Annotated in this window: 17 protein-coding genes and 1 pseudogene; 4 read left to right on the top strand and 14 right to left on the bottom strand. The window is 46.6% G+C overall.

What is annotated here, in order from left to right:
- Position 1 precedes the first annotated feature (1 nt).
- Genes JOD82_RS18370 through JOD82_RS18360 form a run of 3 tightly spaced genes read right to left on the bottom strand, consistent with a single transcriptional unit; the run spans position 2 to position 2,330 of the window.
- Positions 2-742, bottom strand: a complete 741-nt coding sequence (locus JOD82_RS18370) for an NAD-dependent protein deacylase (protein ID WP_039272876.1) — start codon at positions 740-742, stop codon at positions 2-4.
- A complete protein-coding gene (locus JOD82_RS18365) occupies positions 739-1,509 on the bottom strand; it encodes an HAD family hydrolase (RefSeq protein ID WP_069012477.1) in 771 nt (256 codons plus the stop codon). The genes JOD82_RS18370 and JOD82_RS18365 overlap by 4 nt, the downstream gene beginning before the upstream one ends.
- A 14-nt stretch (positions 1,510-1,523) precedes the next feature.
- Positions 1,524-2,330, bottom strand: a complete 807-nt coding sequence (locus tag JOD82_RS18360) for an alpha/beta fold hydrolase (protein WP_039272872.1) — start codon at positions 2,328-2,330, stop codon at positions 1,524-1,526.
- Between the two features lie 313 nt (positions 2,331-2,643).
- Between JOD82_RS18360 and JOD82_RS18355 the strand changes: the two genes are divergently transcribed.
- The 3 genes and pseudogenes from JOD82_RS18355 to ilvD all read left to right on the top strand — a co-directional run bounded on the left by JOD82_RS18355 (position 2,644) and on the right by ilvD (position 6,136).
- Positions 2,644-3,678: an acyltransferase family protein gene (locus JOD82_RS18355; RefSeq protein WP_209949779.1), complete on the top strand. Its 1,035-nt coding sequence runs from the start codon at positions 2,644-2,646 to the stop codon at positions 3,676-3,678.
- A gap of 176 nt (positions 3,679-3,854) precedes the next feature.
- A pseudogene (locus tag JOD82_RS18350) lies at positions 3,855-4,094 on the top strand (KGG domain-containing protein); the annotation flags it as partial.
- A gap of 353 nt (positions 4,095-4,447) precedes the next feature.
- Positions 4,448-6,136 (top strand): dihydroxy-acid dehydratase, encoded by a 1,689-nt coding sequence (gene ilvD, locus JOD82_RS18345; protein ID WP_039272868.1) that lies wholly within the window; start codon positions 4,448-4,450, stop codon positions 6,134-6,136.
- A gap of 99 nt (positions 6,137-6,235) precedes the next feature.
- Here ilvD and JOD82_RS18340 read toward each other — a convergent pair whose 3' ends face one another.
- Positions 6,236-7,621, bottom strand: coding sequence for a polysaccharide deacetylase family protein (locus JOD82_RS18340; protein ID WP_165149661.1), 1,386 nt, complete (start codon positions 7,619-7,621; stop codon positions 6,236-6,238).
- A gap of 179 nt (positions 7,622-7,800) precedes the next feature.
- Between JOD82_RS18340 and JOD82_RS18335 the strand changes: the two genes are divergently transcribed.
- Positions 7,801-8,955, top strand: a complete 1,155-nt coding sequence (locus JOD82_RS18335) for an AI-2E family transporter (RefSeq protein ID WP_209949778.1) — start codon at positions 7,801-7,803, stop codon at positions 8,953-8,955.
- On the opposite strand, the gene JOD82_RS18330 is transcribed toward JOD82_RS18335, so the two are convergent.
- The 10 genes from JOD82_RS18330 to alaS all read right to left on the bottom strand — a co-directional run bounded on the left by JOD82_RS18330 (position 8,943) and on the right by alaS (position 20,817).
- The gene (locus tag JOD82_RS18330) at positions 8,943-10,718 is read right to left on the bottom strand and encodes a peptidoglycan D,D-transpeptidase FtsI family protein (protein WP_209949777.1); all 1,776 of its coding nucleotides are present in this window, start codon (positions 10,716-10,718) and stop codon (positions 8,943-8,945) included. The genes JOD82_RS18335 and JOD82_RS18330 overlap by 13 nt on opposite strands.
- 126 nt (positions 10,719-10,844) lie before the next feature.
- The gene (locus JOD82_RS18325; RefSeq protein WP_209949776.1) at positions 10,845-13,091 is read right to left on the bottom strand and encodes a methyl-accepting chemotaxis protein; all 2,247 of its coding nucleotides are present in this window, start codon (positions 13,089-13,091) and stop codon (positions 10,845-10,847) included.
- A gap of 223 nt (positions 13,092-13,314) precedes the next feature.
- Positions 13,315-14,646: a peptidase U32 family protein gene (locus JOD82_RS18320; RefSeq protein WP_069012471.1), complete on the bottom strand. Its 1,332-nt coding sequence runs from the start codon at positions 14,644-14,646 to the stop codon at positions 13,315-13,317.
- Between the two features lie 32 nt (positions 14,647-14,678).
- A complete protein-coding gene (locus JOD82_RS18315) occupies positions 14,679-15,608 on the bottom strand; it encodes a peptidase U32 family protein (RefSeq protein ID WP_069012470.1) in 930 nt (309 codons plus the stop codon).
- Between the two features lie 11 nt (positions 15,609-15,619).
- On the bottom strand, positions 15,620-16,648 hold the full coding sequence (gene mltG, locus JOD82_RS18310; protein ID WP_069012469.1) for an endolytic transglycosylase MltG: 1,029 nt from the start codon (positions 16,646-16,648) through the stop codon (positions 15,620-15,622).
- A gap of 94 nt (positions 16,649-16,742) precedes the next feature.
- Positions 16,743-17,048: a DUF1292 domain-containing protein gene (locus JOD82_RS18305; protein ID WP_013311522.1), complete on the bottom strand. Its 306-nt coding sequence runs from the start codon at positions 17,046-17,048 to the stop codon at positions 16,743-16,745.
- A complete protein-coding gene (locus JOD82_RS18300; protein ID WP_013311523.1) occupies positions 17,045-17,347 on the bottom strand; it encodes a DUF1292 domain-containing protein in 303 nt (100 codons plus the stop codon). The genes JOD82_RS18305 and JOD82_RS18300 overlap by 4 nt, the downstream gene beginning before the upstream one ends.
- 13 nt (positions 17,348-17,360) lie before the next feature.
- Positions 17,361-17,777, bottom strand: a complete 417-nt coding sequence (ruvX, locus tag JOD82_RS18295) for a Holliday junction resolvase RuvX (protein WP_029515724.1) — start codon at positions 17,775-17,777, stop codon at positions 17,361-17,363.
- A 9-nt stretch (positions 17,778-17,786) separates the two neighbouring features.
- A complete protein-coding gene (locus JOD82_RS18290) occupies positions 17,787-18,047 on the bottom strand; it encodes an IreB family regulatory phosphoprotein (RefSeq protein WP_007431624.1) in 261 nt (86 codons plus the stop codon).
- Between the two features lie 136 nt (positions 18,048-18,183).
- Positions 18,184-20,817 (bottom strand): alanine--tRNA ligase, encoded by a 2,634-nt coding sequence (alaS, locus tag JOD82_RS18285; RefSeq protein ID WP_029515725.1) that lies wholly within the window; start codon positions 20,815-20,817, stop codon positions 18,184-18,186.
- Between the last annotated feature and the right edge of the window lie 180 nt (positions 20,818-20,997).

The following is a 20,997-nucleotide window of genomic DNA, read 5'->3' as shown; positions in this document are numbered from 1 at the left end:
ATTACAAACCTAATTGATGAGCAAGTTTTTCCATAACTTTACCGATTGGATCAGTGATTAAAAGATCCGCCTTATGATCATACGAGGTCGGATCTGTATTCAACAGCACCGTATGTTTACCACGAAAATAAGTAATCAAGCCCGCAGCGGGATGTACTGTCAGCGACGTTCCTCCAATTAACAGCAGATCAGCCTGTGAAATAGCCTGAACGGATTGAATAATGGTATCCTGATTCAGCTCCTCCTCATATAAAACGACATCCGGTTTGATAATTCCTCCATCTATCGGACATTTGGGTACAACCTCAGAGCTGTTCATCACTTCATCTAGACTGTAAAAGCGTCCACATTCCATACAGTGGTTGCGATGTACCGAGCCATGAAGTTCTAGTACATTCACACTACCTGCAGCCTGATGTAAACCGTCAATATTTTGGGTCACAACCGCTTTTAGACGGCCTTGTTTTTCCAATGACGCGAGGAAATGATGACAACCGTTCGGCTCCGCATCGGGATGCAGCATTTTGCTGCGATAGAAGTCGAAGAACACCTCAGGATGCTTCACAAAAAATGAACGGCTCAGCATAACCTCAGGGGAATAAGGCAATTTCTCCTCACTTTGATACAGGCCTGCTGCCGAACGAAAATCCGGAATACCGCTTTCCGTCGATGTGCCTGCTCCGCCGAAAAAAACAACATTCTGCGATTGCTGTATCCATTCCGCCAACGTATTAACTTTCATACCCTACGCACCTCCAGTTCTTCATATCCACGAACAACCTTATCCGCATCCAGTAAATGACCAGAACGTTCTGCTTCTGGCGCAAATCCAATAGCGAGCCGCACTCCGGCACGCTTGCCCATCTGCATGTCCCCATTACTGTCTCCGATGACTACCACGTCCGCCGGCGACAATCCTAGTAATGCGCAGGCTTTTTCAGCCATTTCCGGGTCAGGCTTACCGTATGTAACCCTATCATGTCCGATAATCTCGTCAAAATAAGATGTCAGCCCCATCCACTCCAAATGCTCCTGTGCAGCCTCGGTACTGTCAGAGGTCACAACTGCCAGCTTCAGCCCGGCATGGCGGCTTTGCTCCAGCAATGTCCGCAATCCTGGAAACACCTTCGCTGCCCGATGTCGCCGAATATCAGCCATCGCCGTTTTATTAAAGTCGCGGACAAGCCGCACAGCCTCATTCCACGGTACACCAGCAGTATAAAGCTGCCAAGCCAGTACCCCTGTACTTTCGTCCACCGTCCCCACGGCCAGCGGGCCAGAAGGATCGTAACCGATCACACGCCCCTCCTGATCGTGAACAGTACCTAGAACGGTACCTTTTTCCACCGTAAAACCGGCACCCGCCACGGCAAGATGCTGCTCCATCATATCCAGTATAGAACGAGCCCAGGGGCCCCACAACTGAATAAAATCCAGCAACGTTCCATCTTTATCCAATAGAATACCACGGCATGGGTACCGCTCCCCCTGCACGATCAGCTCAGACATGCAGCATACCTCCTTTACTGATTCTTAGGAGCCACATCCACACTTTCTTTCATCCAGTCCTGTAAAGCCGTTACCGTCTGATTCCATTGCTCGACAGCGCTAATTTTTGCAGGATTATCCCCTTTTTGGGCACCATAACTGCCGAATTGAGCATGATTACCCCCTTCGACTGTAAAATACAGCGTGTTGGCTGGTAAATAAGTTCTACCACTTTGGACATTTTCCATCTGGACGACTCCATCATCACTTCCCAGTAGAGAAATAACAGGCAGATTTTTATCCTTTAAATTTCCTTTGTTATCCGGGTAGGAGGCAAGGAAAAATACACCTTTGACCTGATCAGGATGCGCAGCTGCATATCGGGCCGCCATCACTCCACCTAACGAATGACCTCCAATAACAAACGCTTCTTTCGGATATGCCTTTAGCACTTCATTCGCTAGATCCGGGGAGATCAATGCAAGGTTGAGTGGCATTTTTGCAATAATCACATGATGACCCTTTTCCGCCAGACGGCGTGCCAAAGGCGCATAGCTTTCGGGCTTCACCAACGCCCCTGGATACAAAATGACTCCAGCTCCGCTTCTTTTTACAGGCTCAAAACCAACCCAATGTTCTTGTTCATTTACTTTCACAGCATCCGCTACTTCGGCTAATGCAGCCGCCGCCGTCTCGTCAGGCTGATAAGGCGTAAATACCTTCCATGCTCCCCACCCTGCTATCAGTGCAATAATAATCAGGATGCCTAAGAGAACTTTCCATATTCTCCGAGGACCACGTGTCCCATATGAATTGTATGATCTTCTTGTTCTTCTTCTCATTGTAAAAGTCCCTTTCGTCTTTCGTACCTCGTAATTCGTAATTTGAATATAAAATGTGCCGCTGTATTCTCAGCGTAACTATAGCCTTGTTAGGGTAACATCGTTGCACATACAGGGTCAAATCAGCATACATTTCCAGGTATTAGCCCGTCTTTGTCTGGTGTTCAAGCTTTCGCCACACAATAAGGTTATGATAACGCTTACTATTGTGAATAAAATCACAATGATAAAGTCCAGAGTATCGTACCTTGTTCCTTGTAAAGAATTATTTTTTAAATAGTTTATTCGGCAGAAGCCGCTCGGAGGGAAACACATGACGACAAGCCATGATGTACAAGGGGAAAGCTTCTTTCTCAATTTGCGATTTCTGTTGATCATATGCGTATTTGCAGGAAATGCTCTGGAACCTCTAGTCGGTTCATTTCATATTGCTCAACAATGGTTCAGCTGGATATTCATGTTTCATATGCCGTTGTTTGTACTCGTTACAGGCTACTTTGCCCAAACATCTTTGACCGGATCTGCAGGCCGAAAAGTTCTGCTTCAGATCGGTATGCAATATCTTATTTTTCAATCGCTCTATTCGATCTTGGATGTTGCGCTCTTCCACGTTCCCCATATCCATCATTCGTTCTTTGCTCCTTATTTGCTACTCTGGTTCCTTGCCAGCCATATCTGTTGGAGACTGCTAATGCTGTCTTTTCAGAAAATACCACCTGTCCTCCAATTGGGTATATCCGTGCTGCTCGGTATCCTCGTCGGGTATCTCCCTGTGGATGGTATATGGCTGAGCGTATGCAGAACCTTTGTTTATTTGCCTTACTTTATAGCAGGTTATCATTTGAATTATGCGGACGTTCGGCGGTTCTTCACAGCTCCAGTCCGCATAATCGCTGGCTTTATATCTCTTCTGCTTATGGTACTGGCGGGAACGTCGTATTTCGACATCCCGGCAGGCTGGCTGTATGGCAATATGACTTACGGTGAATTGGGCCATACCGAATGGTACGCAGGAATTTACCGCATCGGCATTTATGGAGTTCAATGGATAGCATCCATGGCGTTCCTAAGCTTTGTTCCAGCTGTCACAGGACGTATAACCGAGATGGGAAGACGGACACTATATGTCTTTTTACTGCATGGCTTGATCGTCCGTACCGTCGTTGCGAAGGGAGTCTACGAATATATAGACACTCCAGTGGAAGTCATGTTGATTGTGGTGTGTGCTGCTGGTCTGTGCTGTATGTTGACCATGCCTTGGGTTCGAACTGCAACACGACCTCTGATTGAGCCACAGGTAGAGTGGATGCTAAGGCCAGCTCCTTATCCTTTTAGACGGTCCGCATAATTTTTTTATCCATTTTTTATTTAACATTGAACACGCCACAACCCACTTACAGACCAACATGTGAGCAAGTCTACCCCCTCTTTACTCCACTTGGAGCCTGTTTCATACAGGCGTGACGTGGTAAGTAAAGGATGCGCGCAACAAAAAACAACTTTTTTATTAAGGGGTGATTTGTAATGGCACGTAATCAAAATCAGGGGAAAATGAGTCGCGAAGAGGCAGGTCGTATGGGTGGAGAAGCTACTTCCAAGAAGCACAATAAGGAATTTTATCAGGAGATTGGTAAAAAAGGCGGGGAAGCAACTGCAAACTCTCACGATAAAGAATTTTATCAGGAAATCGGCAAAAAGGGTGGCGATGCTACAGCTGAGTCGCACGACAAAAATTTCTACAGAGACATCGGTCGTAAAGGTGGCAGAAATTAAGGTGTAATGTCCTCTTCCGCTCTCCTTTAACATATAAACAAGCTGAGCCCATCTGCTTTATTGCGGTATGGGCTCTTTCATATTTTCCCTGATACACAAACCTATCAGTATAGATATTTCTAATAGATTCAAATTAAAACCTCTTCTAAATGCAATATATAGACAAATAAAACTGCTCATGTCTATATATTGTTGATTACAGAACACTTCTTGTATTTTTTCAATATCTTCATATATGTAGAAAAAAGCTCACATCTATGATAGACTCTTTAGAAAACATCTGCGCTATCACGGCGTCCATTGAACGCCATACTATTTTTATACTTTGGGGGGAAACCAGCATCATGACAGCTAAGACGAAAATGCGTTCCGATATGATTAAAAAAGGCTTTGATCGCGCTCCTCACCGCAGCTTGCTGCGCGCAGCGGGTGTCAAGGAAGAAGATTTTGACAAACCGTTTATTGCGGTATGTAACTCGTATATTGATATCGTACCGGGCCACGTCCATTTGCAGGAGTTTGGCAAAATTGTCAAGCAAGCCATTCGTGACGCAGGCGGTGTACCTTTCGAGTTTAACACCATCGGTGTAGACGACGGCATTGCCATGGGCCACATCGGTATGCGTTATTCTCTGCCCAGTCGCGAAATTATAGCTGACTCTCTGGAAACTGTCGTGTCCGCTCACTGGTTTGACGGCATGGTTTGTATTCCTAACTGTGATAAAATTACCCCTGGCATGATGATGGGCGCATTGCGCGTTAACATTCCAACTATTTTCGTCAGCGGCGGTCCTATGAAAGCTGGTAAAGACAAGAACGGTCGCTCTATTTCCCTGACCTCCGTCTTCGAAGGCGTAGGTGCATATCAGGCTGGTAAAATCGACGATCAAAGCTTGCTTGAATTAGAACAATATGGCTGTCCGACATGTGGCTCCTGTTCAGGGATGTTCACAGCGAATTCCATGAACTGTCTCGCAGAAGCAATGGGTCTGGCTATGCCGGGTAACGGCACCATTCTCGCAGTAGCAGAAGAACGTAAAGAATTCGTTAAACAATCTGCACGCCAATTGATGGAATTGATTAAGCTGGATCTTAAACCACGTGATATCGTGACTAAAGAAGCTATTGATAATGCATTTGCATTGGATATGGCAATGGGCGGTTCCACAAATACAGTATTGCATACATTGGCACTTGCCCATGAAGCAGAAGTTGACTACCCTATCGAACGTATTAATGAAGTCGCAAACCGCGTACCTCATTTGTCCAAATTGGCACCTGCTTCCGACTATCATATTGAGGATGTTCATAATGCAGGCGGCGTAAGCGCAGTACTGAATGAATTGTTGAAGAAACCGGGCGCACTGCATGGAGACTGTATTACTGTAACCGGAAAAACCATTCGTGAAAACGTAGAGGGTCAGGAAATTCTGGATACTAACGTCATCCACAAACTGGACAACCCTTATTCCGAACGTGGCGGTCTGGCTGTATTATTCGGTAATCTTGCACCGCAAGGCTCCATCATTAAAGTCGGTGCAGTTGATCCTTCGGTTGGTGGTTATCACAAAGGTCCTGCTATCTGCTTTGATTCACAGGAAGATGCACTGGCAGGTATCGCCAACGGTAAAATTAATGAAGGACACGTGGTTGTTATCCGTTATGAAGGTCCAAAAGGCGGACCTGGTATGCCTGAAATGCTCGCTCCAACTTCACAAATCGTGGGTATGGGGCTTGGTGCCAAGGTGGGTCTGATTACAGACGGACGCTTCTCAGGTGCTTCCCGTGGTATCTCCATCGGTCATATTTCCCCCGAAGCTGCAGAAGGCGGACCTATCGCTTTTGTTGAGGACGGCGATATCATCGAGCTGGACTTGAACAATCGTAAGATTGAGCTCCAGATTACGGACGAAGAATTTGAACGTCGTCGCGCCAACTGGAAAGGCTTTGAGCCGAAGGTGAAAACAGGTTACCTGGCGCGTTATTCCAAGCTGGTGACGAACGCAAGTAACGGCGGAATTATGAAAATCTAAATGCTTTGCTAAGATAGGACTACTTTATGAACGGCTAAAAAGCCTCTCGATCCCTGACAAAGGATCGAGAGGCTTTTTTATTAGGTCATCAGGGTTAGCCTATTCAGTCAGCTCGCTGTTGAGTGCATGGACATCATCTCTCTGAGCTGTTTGCTCAAGAGCTTCGTTTGAGCGGTGTGAGTCTCCCTGATGAAAACGTTCAAACAAGGTATCCAGTGGCATCACAATTATTTTTGGTACCATTACATCTTTTTTTTCACTCAATTTCTCTAAGCCCGAAGGATGGATAACACGAAATAACAGCTTAAGATATACAGTGGACACATGCTTAAACAATCCTTTGGGAAGCTCTCGAACTTGAAATCCCAACTTCTCTGGTCCCCGATGAATCATACTTACTGCATAGATCGCCTTTACACCTTTCATTTCAGAATCATGTACAATGCGTTGGGTCAGATCAGGAAGTTGTTTTTTTACAATCCGAATTAATTGAATAGCTAGATGTACCATCGACTTTGCCGTCGAACCCAATTGGAACAACTTTTTATTATCAAAATGAAGTTCGATTACCGGGTCCCCTTTTTTTAGCCACCTGCTGTTCTCCATATTTACATTTGGCCCATGATAGATACGGCGACGATAATAAAAGATCGTATCCTCCTGACTTACGGGACGAAGACGAAACAAAACATGAAATAGACGCTCATACTGAAGCCATCCAAATACCAGCGTTCTTTTATACCAACCCATACTGGACATCTCGGAGGCAGTAGGTTGATTGACAGACTGACGGCAAAACAATGTATCCACCCGCACGCTGCGTAATTGTCGTTCTTGGGCGACCCTCAGTAGCTTCTCCAGTGCGATTAGCATATTCTGTGGCGCTTCCGCGTCTGCCCCCAATGTCGTACCACAGTCATGGAGCAGCATCACCTCGCCACCCCTTAGCTTTTTAAGCATTCTCTCTGCCAATTGTTTCGCTCCAATGCTTGCCTTCCAGTCCCCGAACATGGAAGACCATAATACGATTCGACGACCATTGGTGTTGGAAATATCAAAGAAGTTCACTATCCCCCAAGGTGGGCGATAAAAGGTCGTTCCCTCGCCAGTTACTCGACGAATGACTGACTCTGTCTGGGCAATTTGTCTTCTAACAGTAACAGGCCGCATAAGCCAATTCGATTTGTGCACATAATTATGAATACCGATTAGATGACCTTCATCATGCATGCGTTTCAGAAGCTCAGGGTGTTTTTCTGCATTTATCCCAACAACAAAAAAAGTAGCTTTGGCATCAAAACGCTTCAGTAAATCAAGCAGCTGCGATGTATACACTGGATCAGGGCCATCATCAAAGGTGAGCGCATATTCTTGTTCACTTTTGCCGCGCCTGAACACCCGGAAACCAAATATACGACTAACCAGCGCCGGAATAAAAGCATAAAAAGTTGAAATGTAAAACATCCATAACAGCAAAGTCTGCACGTTTTATCCCCACTTTTCTATTCTGAACTCCCCAAGCAGGCTTCCTGAGGAAAACTCACTTACTTATATGTTATCACAATGACGTAAACATGCCGAGATTTCGCTACTTCATACGGTCAGCATTGAGGTCCAATTTAGTGTACAATAAATAAAAATCTAAAAGGAGTCGTTGTATCCATATGCTTCCATTGTACAAAAAATATTGGCGTACCGTTTTTGATATCGGTTTGATCGTATTAACCGTGTATTTAATTATGTTCGTATCCAGCAAACTGTATCAACTTGCCGCACCTGTGTTCCTTTCGTTCGTCGTGTTCTGGTGCATTGAACCTGCTGCCCGTTATTTTCATCGAAAAGGAATGAAAAAAACTTTTGCCTCCGCACTCTCCGTATTGCTGTTTATTATCCTTTTACTTGCTATTTTTTTCGGATTGGGTCTGATTCTGGTTACGCAATTTACGAAAGTCGCGCAAAACCTCCCACAGTATACTCAGATTATCCAAGCGGAATTCACGCGGTATCTTCATCTTTCTCAAGATAAAATCGCTGCTTTACCTCCGGGTGTTACCGAACGTGTGAATGAATATTTTGCGACTGCCACCACCATTGCTACGAAATGGGCACAGCTAGGCTTATCCTTTTTCATACAGTTCCTCAGTTCTTTCACTGTTTTTATGGGCAACTTTGCCATTGCAATCATTTTAGCGTTCTTTTTAAGTATGGAAATTAATCTTTGGAAGAGCATTGCCCGTAGTAAAACACCCAAGACACTAAAAACTGCTTATCTTTTTCTGAAAAACCACGTACTTAAAGCTATCTCCGCTTTTCTCAAGGCTCAAGCTCTACTGGTAGGGATTACCTTTGTTCTCGTATTTATAGGTTTACTCATTTTGCAAGTGGATAATGCCCTCTCATTGGCGCTCGTGGCAGCTTTGTTTGATATCCTGCCCCTGTTGGGTGTACCTGTTATTTTTATTCCGTGGGCCGTGTATCTGTTCATCACAGGCAATACCGGCCTGGCAGTAGGCCTGCTTATTGTCATGGCTGTCACGGTTATCGTTCGTCAGCTGGCAGAGCCTAAAATCACTGGTAATTCCATCGGTGTTTCATCTGCCTATCTGATGCTTTCCTTTGCCATTATATCGTTGTCCATCTTTGGACTGGCCGGATTAATCCTATCCCCCATTCTGATCATTTTGCTCAAGGAATTGTGGCAGCAAGGCTATCTGCAGCAATGGATTCGGTTTCCGACAGAGGAATTTGACGAGCCTCCGTTTATCGTTAAAATACAGGAGGAGGATCGTGAAGCTACTCGTGGTACTCAGGAGGATTGAGCTAACAGATCCATCACTTGACCAAACAATGCTGTAGCTTGATTTGCAGAATGTGTTGAAGCATTTTGCACAAGGACGGCGACCGCATAACGAGGCCGCTCTATCGGACCATACCCTATAAACCACTGGTGATTGATGGGGTGACCGTTCTTCAAAGCTTGGGCCGTACCTGATTTGCCGGCCAGATTCCATGATTTATTACGCAACGAGGCACCAGTCCCCTGTGTCACAACCTTTTCCATTGCTTCACGAAGCGTGCGAGCCGTCGATGTATGAATCAAGCGGCTACCCTCAGGTGAAGGTGCAGCGTGAGTAGGTAGTTCCAGTAAGGTGCTACCATCTGCATAACTGATGCGTTTGACGACGCGTGGTGCATGTACTTGACCATCATGCAGCAAGGTGACGATGAGATTGGCAGCTTGGAGAGGCGTCACCAGCACATCACGTTGGCCGATAGCTGTCTGTACACGTACGCCCGGATCAGACGCGTTCGTATGGGGGCCGAATACGGCTCCCTTTTCTTCGTGATCCAGCGGTCTGAATTGAGGTAGTCCTGCAAGATTCCGCTCCTGCCAGCCCACAGTTCGGCCCAATCCCAGTGCAGAGGCTGTGGCCTGAATTTGCTCAGGATTAAGCCGTTCGCCGAGATGAGCGAACACACTATTACAGGATACGGCAAGCCCTTCCTCCAGGTTCAGGGTACCGTGTCCTTCTTTTTTCCAGCAAGCCAAACCGTACTTGCCATAAGTTCCATGACAATGGAATTGTTCCTGCGGTTGGACAACACCTGATTCAAGTGCAGCAGCAGCCGTAACCAACTTAAAAATGGAACCAGGCGTTATCGCCTTAAGTGCACGATTAGACCAGTCTGTTTTTTTCTGGGGATCAACATGACCGGGATTATAAAAAGGGCGAGACACCATCGCCAGTACATCCGCGTTGCCTGCATCGAGCACTACCACCGCCCCTTCTGCCAAATGACTAGATTCCGTCAGCTTTTCAATCTGTTCCTGTATAGGTAGATCAATTGTAGTCTGTACCTGTAATGGATAGTGACCATTGGATGGAGCACTGACACGCAGCGGTACATGAGCCAATGGACGACGCTGCGCATCTACAAATCGGGAGACGAACGTTTCACCGACGCCGCTCAGTAGCGGCTCCAGCGTTCTTTCCAGCCCGGCTGCCCCCATCGGCAGTTCACTCGCTCGGTCGGCACGTTCATACAAAAAGCCAAGCCATTGCCTGCCATTGGGGAAATCCCTGTAACGTTTCGCATAAGGTACAAGCTCAATAAGCGAAGGGGCTAACTTCAGCAGCTTGCCTGCTTCATGCGGATTGATTTGTACGGGCTCTCCGCGCCCATCTCGCCATATGAGCGGGGATTGCAGCCCTTTCCATCGTGTCAGTAGTTGCTTCTTATTCGTACGCAGTAGCTCGGCCAGTTCTTCGCCATGTAAAGCCGCTTTGCCATCTACATCGGGAAAAAGTACTGGCGTCCATACTACTCCGCCAGTCAAGGGTCGCCCATGCCGGTCCGTAAACTGTCCACGTCCAGAGTCGATAGAAATGCCCTCCTGTCGCTGACGTGCTGACATTTCCTTAAGCGAATGCCCCCCATAAACGGACATATGAATGCCCGCTGTCCCCTGAAGCCAAGCCAGTCGGAATAATAAAATCAGCAGTAGCGCCATCACCCCCAAGGCCATATATGCAATTCGACGTTTTCGTATGAAACTGCTACCACGCCTCGGCACACCCATCCTTCTTTCATCTTTTTTCCAGTAGTATGTCCTGTAGTTGAAAAAGAAAACCCACTCAACTTTTAACGTTGAATGGGTTAACCACGGAGATCAGTGACAATCCTGATTCCCATGGTTTAGTTATATCTACACCGTAAACCGCGAAAGCTGTTCCTTCAAGTTCACTGATACTCCTTCCAGTTTATCCGACAAACCTACCAGTTGATTACCAATATTGGCCTGTTCAGTGCTGAGTGAAGCGACTTCCTGTGAAGTGGCCGAGGATTGCTCAGCTACTGCACTTACATTGGTCATTGCCTCGGACAATGTGGTCTGTGATTCACTCAGATGATGAATGGAGGCGGTGACCGTTCCCAACCGAAGCGCGAACTCTCCCATTTGCTGCTGCACCGATTGGAAAATGTCCGTTGTTTCCTGCACGGCTCCCATTTGCTCCCGGAACAGCGGGTACACCTCAGATAATGCCTGTACCGTTTCATTCATCTCATTGACGATGTTATTAGTAATACCCGTAGCTGTGCGAATAGCTTGACGTGATTGTTCAGCCAACTGCCGAACCTCATTAGCTACCACCATAAAACCACGCCCAGCCGTCCCCGCTCGTGCTGCTTCAATCGTCGCATTCAGTGATAGAATATTCGTTTGTTTAGCAATATCCTGTAATACGTCCAGCACCTTAAAGACATCGGAAGTTGTCTTCTTCAGTTCATCTACTTTGCCTACCAGAGCATGCGTAGTTTCTTCCGTAACCTTAGTCTTGCTCAATAGAGTTTTCAGTTGAACTGTCCCTTGTTCACTGGATTGTTCAACTTCTTGTGCGACCAGACTCATTTCATGATTGGAAGCCATAACCGTATCCATTTGCTGAGATATATTCCCGGTTAGTCCGCTGCCACGTTCGGCCTCTGTTGCCAAACTGGCGGCGCCATGAGCAATTTCTTCCGTTGCTGCTGCTATTTCTTTGGCTGAAATGGCTGTCTTCTTCGAGGCATCGCCTAGTTCCGTCGCTGTTTTCAGAACCTCCTGAGCTGAGGCATTCGTCTGCTCTACCAGCAATGTAATTTGCTCCATCATGATATCAAAGCTTTCTGACAACTGCCCAATTTCATCCTGAGCCTTATAGTTCGTTCGAATTTGCAAGTTGCCTTTGGCGCCTTCGACCATTAAATCCTTCAGGTGTGTCAATGGACGAGCCACGAGACGCACGATCCATAGGCCAATGAACAATGCAATGAGTGCAGCCACTGCAGCAAATATCCAGGTCGTGGTTAGAATCCCCTTAGCGTCTCTCACCAGCTCAGATACAGGTACTACACCCACGAGAATCCATTTGGAAGTTCCCAGCGTATTATGAACCGCAAGCACATTTTGCTCTTTGCCGTCTGCTTCCTGCTCCATAATTTGATTTCCTTCGATCCCCTCAAGCTTGGAAACGTAATCCAGCTTTGTCTTTCCTCCAGCCAAGCTCTCATTGTTAGAGCCTACAAACTCCCCCTTGTCTGTCACAAGGCTAATCATACTGCCTGAGCCCAAATTAACACCTTTCAACTCGTCCTCCACCGCACTGGACTTTAAATCCATAACCAGAACGTAAGTCCCTCCCAACCCAGACATACTGTTCATGGAGCGTGCTAGGCGAAAGGTCTTGCTGCCATTGTCATTCACCTGTGTAGGTAACCAAACAATTCCCTTGTTTTTCAAAATATCCTTAAACCATGCTTCCTGCCGTACATCTTTTTGTGTTCCAGTGCCCATAGCAGCAAACTTGGTTTCTTCCGGGTACAAATACAATGAATCAATCGCTTTATTCGTAAAAGCAATATTCGTTAATTTCTTGTTTACTTCGCCCATAGCAACAAAAGATGCAAAGGGATTTTTATCTTGCTTTACAGCCTTTTGCAACTGATCACTTAATTCAGTATCAAAAAATACCTGTGTCGATGTGTCTTGAAAGCGCTCTAGAATAATGTCAAGCTTTTCTGAAGTTTGCTGAACGGTCTGCTGATAAGCCGTTGCTGCATTTTGCTCAATCGTACTTTTAGCCTTGTAGTATGAGAGCATCCCCAAGCTGACCACAAATAACATAATTGCCGCAAAAAAGATCAGAAACAACTTCATTCCAACCGAACGTATCGGATTATAGTTTTTGACCAAATGCATGAAATCTTTACTGTACCTTTCTGGCTTAAGTAAACGCTTTAAATTGTGTGTACCCTTACGAATCGCCTTAGCTAACCAGGGCGCAACCTTCGAAGACATCGCAACCGTTTGTTCCCCTTTATTCGTTGCTTTACTGCCTTTCAAACCCTGCATTTGATCCGTTTTCTTGGGTTGCCTTTTTACTGTATTCCCCTCTTTTTTCCGTAAACCCATTCCTCTCACCTACCACCATATAATTAGTTTCTAATTCCACGTCATCCATTATGTATCTATTATCTATATAACTTCTATCGGAACTATTCGACAAGGAATGTAGCTTTCCTTTGAGCATCGACTAAATTTTGTGAAACTTTTTTCCTAGAAAACTATTCAAAAAAAGGCCTCTCCAACCGATAGGAGAGGCTTTTGATTCTTTCACCTGTGACTTAAGGCTTATTTATTTCTTTTTACGCATCATATCAAAATACGATACGGGCTGATCTACCTTCATTCTAATTCGTTGAAGCGGGTGACGAGCAGCATCCAACTCGTTGCCTTCCTCATCCCAGATCGTTCCGACCGTTTGTTTGAAGAATGTTCCGTTCGGACCGAAAAATTCAATTTCATGACCGGGTTTAAAATGGTTCCGTTGTTGAATAGTTGCGATCCCACTCGCGGCATCGTAGTCCATGACTAGTCCAGCAAAATCATAAGGGACTGCCTTTTCTTCCGGCTCATAAATATGATCCTCATGATCCGGTGTATCGTAGAAAAACCCTGTATTCAGCGGACGATTAGCTGCCTTGTTAATTTCTTCAATCCATTCTGGTTTGAGCACATAATTTTCAGGATCAGCCATATAGGAATCAATCGCTTGACGATAGACATTCACGACCGTTGCCACATAGTGGATAGACTTCATCCGTCCCTCTACTTTAAAACTGTCTACACCTACATCAATCAGATCAGGGACATTTTCAATCATACATAGATCCTTGGAACCCATAGAAAAAGCATTATCACTCTCTTCAAACAATGGAAGCTGGTTAACACCGAGCTGGAACTGTTTCAGTGCATTGCTAACCTGTGCCTCTTCTTCAGATATCCAAACCTCACCTGGGCGGGCATCCTCAAACAGATCGTATTTCCAGCGGCAAGACTGACAACATCCCCCACGATTGGAATCACGGTCTGTAAAGTGATTGGACAACACGCAGCGGCCGGAAAATGAAGAGCACATCGCACCATGGACAAAAGCCTCGATTTCGATGTCCACATGCTTTTTAATTTCTTCGATTTCCTCCAGACTGGTCTCACGTCCAAGTACCACACGCGGTAACCCCTCGTTTTTCCAAAACTTTACCGCTTGCCAGTTCAGCGTGGACTGCTGTGTGCTCAAATGCACTTCCAATCCAGGAACAGCGCGCAATGCCACGGATACAATAGCCGGATCAGCGACGATAACGGCATGAATTCCCGCCTCGTACAGATTGCGCAAGTACTCCTCAATTCCGGCAATATCTTCATTGTGGGCATAGATATTGGTGGCCACAAGCACTTTAGCACCATACTTGTTCGCAAATTCTACACCTTCGCGCATTTCCTCAAAACTGAAATTATCGGCGTTAGAACGCAGACCATATTTTTGTCCACCAATATATACAGCATCCGCGCCATAGTGAACGGCAAACTTCAGTTTTTCCAGATTTCCGGCAGGAGCCAACAGCTCCGGCTTGTCCAAACGATTCCGTTTACCTATATATTTTCTCGCTTTGGTTATCGTCCCCATGACGTTCCCCCCTCTGTAAATTCATTTTAAAATTAATAAACCTGCTCTTTATAGAAAAATCCGAAGGAAAGTTCCCGTTCAGGATCTTGAAGACGGCGAACTTCATCCAGCCAGCTTTCATCATAAGCGTAAGCATCTGGGTCGGCTGTATAACTATCTATTGCTTTACGATAAGCACGAACAACCGCCTCATTGTAAGCCGTAGGCTTCAATAAGCCCTCGATCTTAAAGCTATGCACGCCCGCCTCCATTAGAATATGCAGGTCCTCCATGATGCAAAAATCATCTGAACTCATAATATGTGTCCCATTTATATCCTCGTAAATAGGGAACTTCTCTTCTTTCCGCTCTGCTTCAATCAGAAACAAGCCGCGTCCTCTACCCAAATCCCCTTCTACATTACGTCCCTGGTGCAGCATATAACTTTGAACAAGCTTACGCTTGGAGTGATAAATATTAGTCATGCCATGTACCTGAACCTGTGCTTCTATGTTCAACTTTGGTATCATTTCGGTAATTTCATCCATACTCAGCTCACGAGCCAAAATGACCCGGGAAGCCCCCTTTTCACCCCAATAGTTGGCGGTTGCGAAGTTGGTAGAGATCATCTCACCGTTCCAGAACAGCTTCAGATGCGGGGCATACTCCTTCACGGCCATAAGCACTGCGGGATCATTAAACTCAATGGCGTCTATGCCGCATCCAGCTAGGGTCTGCACATATTCGGGAATGAGCGGCAATAGCTCGTTCGTCATCAAATTCGTCATAGATACATATACCTGCGCCGCATGCTTGCGTGCTTCTTCTACCACTTCACGGATTTGGTCCGGTGTAAAATGTCCCGGCAGTCGCATTCCAAAGCGGTCATCTCCAATAAGTAATGCAGTAGCTCCAGCCCCCAGCATATGGCGGGCATCCTCCGGAGAGCTGGAAGTTGCCAGTAGTTCGGGTTTGTAAGCCATAGGCTCACCTCCTAATTTGTCTTACGGTTACTTACCTGAATGTTATGCAAATGTTCTTTATACGTTTTGGCAAACAAATGTTCATGTGTCCCGTCTTTTTTGGTCACATAAAATAAATAATCTGTAGCTTTCGGCTGTAAAGCCGCTATCACTGAGTTCAGACTGGGACTTGCAATCGGCCCTGGTGGAAGTCCCAGATGCAAATACGTATTATAAGGGCTTTCCACAGCCAAATCCTTGTAATACAGCCGTTCTTTTTGCTTGTCCAGCATATATTGAACCGTAGCATCAATTTCCAGCTTCTTACCCTGTTTGAGCCGGTTATAAATGACGCCAGCTACTACAGACCGCTCATCTTCCACAACCACCTCGCGCTCTACCAAAGAAGCAACCGTCAGCAGTTGATGCAGCGTTTCACCCCGCTGTTTCAGCTTGGCATCCAGATCGGAAACAGTCTCCAACCGCTTTTGTGTCTGTTCTAGCATCACCTGTATCATATCTTTGGCCGTGCTGCCCTTTTTCAGCTCATAGGTTTCCGGGAAAAGGTAGCCCTCCAGCGCATAGCGAAGCCCCGCCTGCTTTGGAATGTCCCGCACCAGCGCGACGTCAAAAGCGGACGGATCGTTGGCCAGCTGCAAAAATTGCTGCCGGTCTGCCAGTCCTTCCTTTTGCAGCTTATCAGCCATCTGTCTAATCGTAAAACCTTCCGGGATTGTAAAACGAATCATTTCCTCTTTGACAACATCTCCAGCCGATAACTTAGTAATCAACTGATCAAAGGTTGCGCCAGGCTGCGCCTCATATTTTCCGGCCTGAAATGCGCTTCCTTGCTGTTTGAATTTTACATAAGCCTTAAACACGAGCGCATTACGTATAAGTCCCTTTTGCTCCAGCGTATCTGCGATTGCCGATGTTCCTGTTCCCTGCACCACCGTAAAAGCAACGGGTTGTGTTTGGGGCTGAACAGGCTGCATGGCATTCCAAATATAGAGGGCTACCCCTCCTGCTATAATGATAAGCAGTAGCAACAACGTAAACATCCTCGTCCTTCGCTTCACATCCACCCAACTCCTTCACAGCCAAAAAGGGCGGACTGGTCCGCCCTTTCAGGTTTGATCTCATCGCTATCCAGACTTACAGTTCTTCCGGCAACGTACATTCATCGTACAGTTCGGAAATATCTTCCCACTCATCATCATCTTCAATGGTGGTGATAGAGATTTCGCCGTCTGTGGATGAGCTTACATGGTAAAGTTCATGTTCGCCAACAGCAGCCCCGGGTCTACGCAATACGGCGTACCGTTGCTCCCCTACCTTGAACTCTGCTTCCAATTCCATGCGAATCGCATGGCCCTGTTCATCCTGCAACTCTACATCGCCGTCGAACGTTTCCTTCAAATCAGAGGTCCAACTCAGGTCTTCACGTGAATAGCTCGTCATTTCCCGTCTTCCTCTTCCTCTTCTTCTACGAATGTATTAAAGGTCTCTTCGACGATTTCCCATTCGGCATCGTCTTGGATCACAAACAATTTAATATCATCGCCTTCTTCCTCGTAACGGAAGGCGTACACATCGGACTCATCAGCTTCAGGGTCCACTGGCGCAACCATCATGTACTTCGCTTCGGAACCATCTACCTCAAACTTCATAATGACCTCGAACTCTTCCTCGTTGCCCTCGTCATCGGCAATATAAATAATTTCCGGCTCTTCTTCCATACCCACTTGATTTTCAGCCATTACGAAATCCCCCTCACCTTGTACTGTGTGCGTCCAAATAGTTTTGCAAGATCAGGCTTGCGGCCAGTTTATCTACCACCTGCTTGCGTTTTTTTCGGCTGACGTCGGCCTCCAGAAGCGTACGCTCCGCCGAACGCGTCGTCAGCCGTTCATCCCAAAGGTGAACGGGTAAACCCAGTAACTCCTTGAGTCGGTTCGCAAACTCGATGCAAATCTCACCGCGTGGACCCACGGTTCCGTTCATGTTTTTCGGCAAGCCAACAACAACCTCGCCGACCTCATTTTCACGAACCAAATTTGCAATTTTACCGAACTCGCTGTCGTCACCGCGTCGTTCTATGACTTCCAATCCTTGGGCGGTCCAGCCGAAGGCATCACTTACGGCGACCCCAATTCGGCGATCCCCGTAATCCAATCCCATTACTTTCATGCCTGTCTCCTAACGATGCTTAGCAAGATAGAAACGAACCAACTCTTCAATCAACTCATCGCGTTCTTTTTTACGTACCAGGCTTCTAGCATTATTATGCCGTGGCACATAAGCCGGATCACCGGATAGCAAATAGCCGACGATTTGATTGATCGGATTGTATTCTTTTTCTACCAACGCATCATATACGGTCAACAAAATCTCCTGAGCAGAAGCTTCCTTTTCATCTGCCTTGACATTAAATTTGACCGTTTTGTCCATGGAATCCATTGTTGACACCTCGCTTCCACAAAACATGTGTACATGTTTATGCCAGCTTATTCTTTTACATCATACCATAAGCAAAGCCCTACAAGGAAATATCTAAGCCCGTTTTTTCCCAAAAATCTGCAAAAAATATCGAACTTTATCCTTGTGAGGCTGCCGCCACCAGTTCATGCGCACGTTGAAGTGCTTCATCCAGCTTGCTGGCATCCTTACCACCGGCTTGCGCCATGTCAGGTCGTCCGCCACCGCCGCCACCGCATACGGCAGCAATTTCTTTCACGAGCTTGCCTGCATGAAGTCCGGCCTTGGTATGCTCTGCCGGAACTGCTACGACAAAATTAACTTTATCGTCCATTGCAGCGCCGAGCACCAGCACAGCAGCCGGAAGTTTCCCTTTCAGTTCATCAGCAATCGCACGCAACGCGTCCATGCTGGAAGCCTGCACGCGCGCAGCCAGCAGTTGCACCCCGCCTGCTTGCACGACCTGATCGGTCAGCTGGCCTGCCTCAATAACGCTCAGCTTGCTTTGCAGCGATTCATTTTCACGACTAAGGTCTTTAATTTGTTGCTGCAATGATTCGATACGCTTTGGTACCTCAGACAGCTTGGATTTTACAAGTCCAGCCGATACCTTCAACAGCTCTAATTGACCTTCCATATATTCAAAACCAAAACGTCCGGTCACCGCTTCAATACGACGTACACCTGATCCAATGCCGCTCTCGCTGACAAGCTTGAACAAGCCAATTTGCGAAGTATTGCTGACATGACAGCCACCGCATAGTTCAATGCTGTAATCGCCTACTTTAACGACCCGCACGATATCTCCATATTTTTCACCGAACAGCGCCATTGCTCCGAGAGCCTTGGCTTCATCAATCGGTTTCAGTTCAATATTAACGTCCAGTTGGCTCCAGATGGCACGGTTTACACGCAGTTCAATATCCGCCAGTTCTTCTGGTGTAATGCTTCCAAAATGGGAGAAATCAAAACGCAGACGCCCAGGCTCTACCAAAGAACCCGCCTGATTGACATGGTCACCCAGCACTTCTTTAAGCGCTTTGTGAAGCAAATGCGTAGCCGTATGGTTTTTCTCAATTTCTCCACGTGAAGCTTGATCAACTTCAGCTTTCACCGTATCGCCAACGTTCAGCTCACCAGCTTCTACAACAACCTGATGCACATGCTGACCTTGTGGCGCCTTAAACAATCCTTCGACCTTCGCGGTTACCGTACCTCCACGCAGCAAGCCTTGGTCACTGACTTGTCCTCCGCTTTCGGCATAGAAAGGAGTCACATCCAGCACGACCTGGCAAGACTGCCCTTCACTAACAGTGTCCACCAGTACATCTTCATATACAATCGCCACAATTTTAGACTCAGTTACGAGGTCATTATATCCAACAAATTCACTTTTAACCGCCAGATCGGACAAAGCTCCGCCCTGAATCTTCATGCTGGCGCTGTCCTGATGTGCATCACGGGCGCGTTTGCGTTGTTCCTGCATCGCTTCATCAAAGCCTTCACGGTCTACTTTCAAGCCCTGCTCGTCTGCATAATCCTCTGTGAGATCGAATGGGAACCCGTACGTATCATACAGTTTGAAGGCATCTGCTCCACTAATGACATTGCGACCTTCTGCCTTCGCCTGAGCACTGATATCGGACAAAATTGCCAATCCATCTGTCAGTGTTTCATGGAAGCGTTCCTCTTCCGTTTTGATCACTTTGATGATGAAATCACGCTTGTCCACTACCTCAGGGTAATACACACCCATGACATCCCCAACGGTTTCCACCAGCTCAAACATAAATGGACGGTTCATGCCCAGCATTTTGCCATAGCGCACAGCCCGGCGCAGCAAACGGCGGATCACGTAACCGCGTCCTTCATTAGAAGGCAGCACACCGTCACCAATTGCAAAAGCTACGGTACGAACATGGTCAGCAATAACCTTAAGAGCCACATCACTGTCCACATTTTCGTTATATTTCACTCCTGCCATCGCCGCTGTTTTTTGAATTAGTGGCTGGAAGATATCCGTATCAAAGTTGGAATCCACATTTTGCAGAATGGATGCAAAACGCTCCAATCCAGCCCCTGTATCAATATTTTTGTTTGGAAGCGGCGTATAGCTACCGTCTTTGTTATGGTTGAATTGTGAGAAAACGAGGTTCCACACTTCCAGATAACGCTCATTTTCTCCCCCCGGATACATTTCAGGGTCCGTCATGTCGCTACCGTAGGCTTCGCCACGATCATAAAAGATTTCCGTACAAGGTCCGCAAGGACCTTCACCGATATCCCAAAAGTTATCTTCCAGTTTGATGATACGTTCGGCAGGAAGTCCAACTTTTTCGTTCCACAGCTTGTACGCTTCCTCATCCTCAGGATACACAGTTACAGCCAGACGTTCCGGATCAAAACCAATCCATTTTGGATCCGTCAGAAACTCCCATGCCCATGTAATGACTTCTTCCTTAAAATAGTCGCCAATAGAAAAGTTGCCGAGCATTTCGAAAAAGGTGTGATGGCGGCGCGTTTTACCGACATTCTCAATATCGTTCGTCCGAATACATTTTTGCGAATTGGCGATACGTGGATTTTCTGGCTTCACACGTCCGTCAAAATAAGGCTTAAGCGGTGCCATACCCGCATTAATCCACAGCAGGGAAGGATCTTTATGTGGAACAAGCGGCGCGCTTGGTTCAATCACATGTCCCTTGCTTTCAAAAAACTCCAGCCATTTGGAGCGGATTTCACTAGCTTTCATATAAGTAGCCTCCTAATTATGGTGTCACTGGTTCCTGGCACAGGCCATAAAAAAACAGAAAAACGCCCCTGAACGGATCAGGGACGATTGTATCGCGGTACCACCCTGGTTAACGCCGTCCCCTCTGTACGAAATGCCCATGCGCAAGCTGCACACCAACATTTGCTTAACGGACGATCG

The sequence above is a fragment of the Paenibacillus sp. 1182 genome (assembly GCF_017833915.1).
In the GTDB taxonomy this organism is placed as follows: Bacteria; Bacillota; Bacilli; order Paenibacillales; family Paenibacillaceae; genus Paenibacillus; species Paenibacillus polymyxa_D.
This window is presented reverse-complemented; position numbering and strand designations above follow the sequence as displayed.

Excerpts from the sequence above, each read along its gene's own strand:
- JOD82_RS18370 (WP_039272876.1), bottom strand. The coding sequence starts at position 742 with ATGAAAGTTAATACGTTGGCGGAATGGATACAGCAATCGCAGAATGTT.
- JOD82_RS18365 (WP_069012477.1), bottom strand. The coding sequence starts at position 1,509 with ATGTCTGAGCTGATCGTGCAGGGGGAGCGGTACCCATGCCGTGGTATT.
- JOD82_RS18360 (WP_039272872.1), bottom strand. The coding sequence starts at position 2,330 with ATGAGAAGAAGAACAAGAAGATCATACAATTCATATGGGACACGTGGT.
- JOD82_RS18355 (WP_209949779.1), top strand. The coding sequence starts at position 2,644 with ATGACGACAAGCCATGATGTACAAGGGGAAAGCTTCTTTCTCAATTTG.
- ilvD (WP_039272868.1), top strand. The coding sequence starts at position 4,448 with ATGACAGCTAAGACGAAAATGCGTTCCGATATGATTAAAAAAGGCTTT.
- JOD82_RS18335 (WP_209949778.1), top strand. The coding sequence starts at position 7,801 with ATGCTTCCATTGTACAAAAAATATTGGCGTACCGTTTTTGATATCGGT.
- JOD82_RS18330 (WP_209949777.1), bottom strand. The coding sequence starts at position 10,718 with ATGGGTGTGCCGAGGCGTGGTAGCAGTTTCATACGAAAACGTCGAATT.
- JOD82_RS18325 (WP_209949776.1), bottom strand. The coding sequence starts at position 13,091 with ATGGGTTTACGGAAAAAAGAGGGGAATACAGTAAAAAGGCAACCCAAG.
- JOD82_RS18320 (WP_069012471.1), bottom strand. The coding sequence starts at position 14,646 with ATGGGGACGATAACCAAAGCGAGAAAATATATAGGTAAACGGAATCGT.
- JOD82_RS18315 (WP_069012470.1), bottom strand. The coding sequence starts at position 15,608 with ATGGCTTACAAACCCGAACTACTGGCAACTTCCAGCTCTCCGGAGGAT.
- mltG (WP_069012469.1), bottom strand. The coding sequence starts at position 16,648 with ATGTTTACGTTGTTGCTACTGCTTATCATTATAGCAGGAGGGGTAGCC.
- JOD82_RS18305 (WP_013311522.1), bottom strand. The coding sequence starts at position 17,048 with ATGACGAGCTATTCACGTGAAGACCTGAGTTGGACCTCTGATTTGAAG.
- JOD82_RS18300 (WP_013311523.1), bottom strand. The coding sequence starts at position 17,347 with ATGGCTGAAAATCAAGTGGGTATGGAAGAAGAGCCGGAAATTATTTAT.
- ruvX (WP_029515724.1), bottom strand. The coding sequence starts at position 17,777 with ATGAAAGTAATGGGATTGGATTACGGGGATCGCCGAATTGGGGTCGCC.
- JOD82_RS18290 (WP_007431624.1), bottom strand. The coding sequence starts at position 18,047 with ATGGATTCCATGGACAAAACGGTCAAATTTAATGTCAAGGCAGATGAA.
- alaS (WP_029515725.1), bottom strand. The coding sequence starts at position 20,817 with ATGAAAGCTAGTGAAATCCGCTCCAAATGGCTGGAGTTTTTTGAAAGC.